This is a genomic window from uncultured Dialister sp. (assembly GCF_937959425.1).
Lineage (GTDB): Bacteria > Bacillota > Negativicutes > Veillonellales > Dialisteraceae > Dialister.
The window spans coordinates 1-2,605 of record NZ_CALGPS010000061.1; the positions used below are offsets into that span (position 1 = coordinate 1).

Here is a 2,605-nt window from a genome sequence, read left to right on the forward strand (position 1 = left end):
TGTGGTGTTTCTTACCGACAGGAAACTATTCGCGTATAGTTTCCTATTGAGGTGATACGCTGTGGTGTTTCTTGCCGACAGGAAACTATTTGCGAAGGGTTTCCTATTGAGGTGATACGCTGTGGTGTTTCTTACCGACAGGAAACTATTCGCGAATGGTTTCCTACTGATATGACACGCTGTGGTGTTTCTTACCGACAGGAAACTATTCGCGAAGGGTTTCCTATTGATATGATACTCTGTGGTATTTCTTACCGGCAGGAAACTGTTGGCGAAAAGTTTCCTACTGATATGACACCCGCTGGTGCTTCTTACCGGCAGGAAACTTTCATTCACCCTTAATTCACAAGTTGTGAATAACTATGGTGTGAATCACTGTGATTAACTTTGCCGATAGGATCTGAGATTCCAGACTTATTTCCTGTGAATTGCCACAGAAATTCACAGAGTTTTGAACAGAATGTGGATAACTCAAAAGGGCCGCCTGCGGCGGCCCCGGGTTCACAAGGTTCAAAGGTATTGGATTGCCGCTGCGCGGCAATGAATTATAAAGTCAGCGTTACGGGATTGGCTTTTGTGTTAATCCTGCTTCATGGCGTAAAGCCGGACCTATCCTCAGGGCTCCGCCAGGCTCCTTTCTGAGAAAGGAGCCTGCGTTACGTGCTTACCTTCCCGCTTGATATGGTCATTCTGAGCCGCAGGCGAAGAATCTCGGTACCTGCCGATATTGACTCATATGTCGTTAAATGCAGGTCGGCGGGAAGTCTGACGTCTGATGTCTGACATCTGTCGTCTCACGGCATTCGGGAATACAGCCCGGCGCGCAGCGGTTATCGGAAAACTGCTTATGTCCCACTGTCTCACTGTCCCACTGTCTCACTGTCCCACTGCCCCACTGTCCCACTAGAACACCAGCTCACTAGTACACTAGTACACCAGCCCACCAGTCCACCAGCCCGCTATTTCACAAACTCCCCTATATGCCTGTTAATCACCTCGGCTATCCGCTTTTTCGCTTCCACGTCGCCGTGGAGGCCGTCCAGAGCCAGGTCTTCAGGCATGACGTTGTCATATAGGAAGGCAGCAGCAGTATCAATATGGGGCTGGGTGCGGATGAATTCGTTCACCTTACGGAAGGCCTCTTCCCAGCCTTCGGCAGTGGGCTCGTGAAAGACCTTGTCTATGCTTTTCGGATTGATAGGCGGCAGGGTGAGAAGGATGGGGACGATACCGTGGTCTTCGCATTTCTGCTGGATTTCCTTTAAGTCCTTAATCACGTCTTCCGCCGGCACGCCGCCCCGAAGGCTGTTGCTGCCGCCCATGATGAGGAGATATTTCAAGTGGAATGGCAGCACGTCCCGGTCGAACCGTTCCACCATGTTATGGCTTGTATTTCCGGAATCTCCCAGGTTTACCGTATCAAAGTCCAGGTAGTGGCCGTAGCTGTATTCCAGGTCGTTGGGTCCGTAGGACATGCGGCCGCCGCCGTGGGTAATGCTGTCGCCGTAGAGGCCGATGGTCCATCCTTCGGTGGAAAAGTGCCGTTTTTGGGGAAGGCTCCACTCACCTGCCGGATTTCCATTCTCGTCTTTTCCCCGCACCCGCCAGTACCAAGTGCCAAACCGCGGGGTGTCGTCGTAGAAATCGGTGTAGAGGAAGTCACCGCCGCCTATGTGGTAGATGGAATGGGCAGTGCCTTCCGTATTTTCAGGATAGGCGGAGAGGACTTCGATTTCATAGGAAGAAATCCCCGGATTTCCAATGTAGGAATAGACGGGATAGAGCAGGGCCCCTCCCCTTTCGCCGCTCCTGTCGGGCCGCGGAAGGGGCGCATTCCGGGAAATCTCCGTCACCGAATCGGCCAGTCTTTGGGGGCTGCTTTCGTTTCCTATGGGGAAACCGTCAAAATCAAGGGGTCTTTCCTGCCAGCACAGATTCGACGGATTCCGAAGCCGCCCGGCCTGCGGCAGAAGCATGTCACTCATGTAGGCGGTGGTTTCCTGCACCTTCACCAGCTTCCCCGCTTCCAGCCGGCTGAAGATGACGTCGTACTTCACGGCATCGTAGTCCGGCTCCCAGGACAAATGAAGCAGCCCCTCTGCAGAAACGGTGCCTGCGGTGAGAAGGGCTGCCAGTAAGGTGGAAATCAGGATTTTTGTGTGCATTGGTTATCTCCATTGTTTCACGTGAAACAAGTGCGCCCTTTGGGCGCAAAGGGGCGCGGCTGGCGCCGCAGGTTGTGTAGAATGGTTGTGGGAAAAGGTTGTGTAAAAGGGTTCGTAAGATTGATGGGCCCTATAGGCCCAAGGGTTCTTAAGTTTGACGGGCCTTTGGCCCGAGGGTTGTGGATTGCCTTTGGAGCCACTGCGTGGCAGGGTTCTTAAGATTGACCGGCCTGTCGTCCGGAGGGTTCGCAGGTTTGACGGGCCTTTGGCCCGAGGGTTGTGGATTGCCGCTTCGCGGCAATAAGTTTTTAATGCCGCCTGTCGGCGGCCAACAGGCAGTTTTTATACTCATCGCCGTCAGGCGATACCACAACCCTCAGCGGCAAAGCCGCTGTCAGTCGAGTAGACGGAATCAGATTACTCTGTCCGCCCCTCACAGA

1 protein-coding gene is annotated in these 2,605 nt (G+C 53.5%); it reads right to left on the bottom strand.

What is annotated here, in order from left to right:
• Window positions 1–959 precede the first annotated feature (959 nt).
• Window positions 960–2,165: a GDSL-type esterase/lipase family protein gene (locus Q0482_RS02395; RefSeq protein WP_299142886.1), complete on the bottom strand. Its 1,206-nt coding sequence runs from the start codon at window positions 2,163–2,165 to the stop codon at window positions 960–962.
• Window positions 2,166–2,605: the final 440 nt, after the last annotated feature.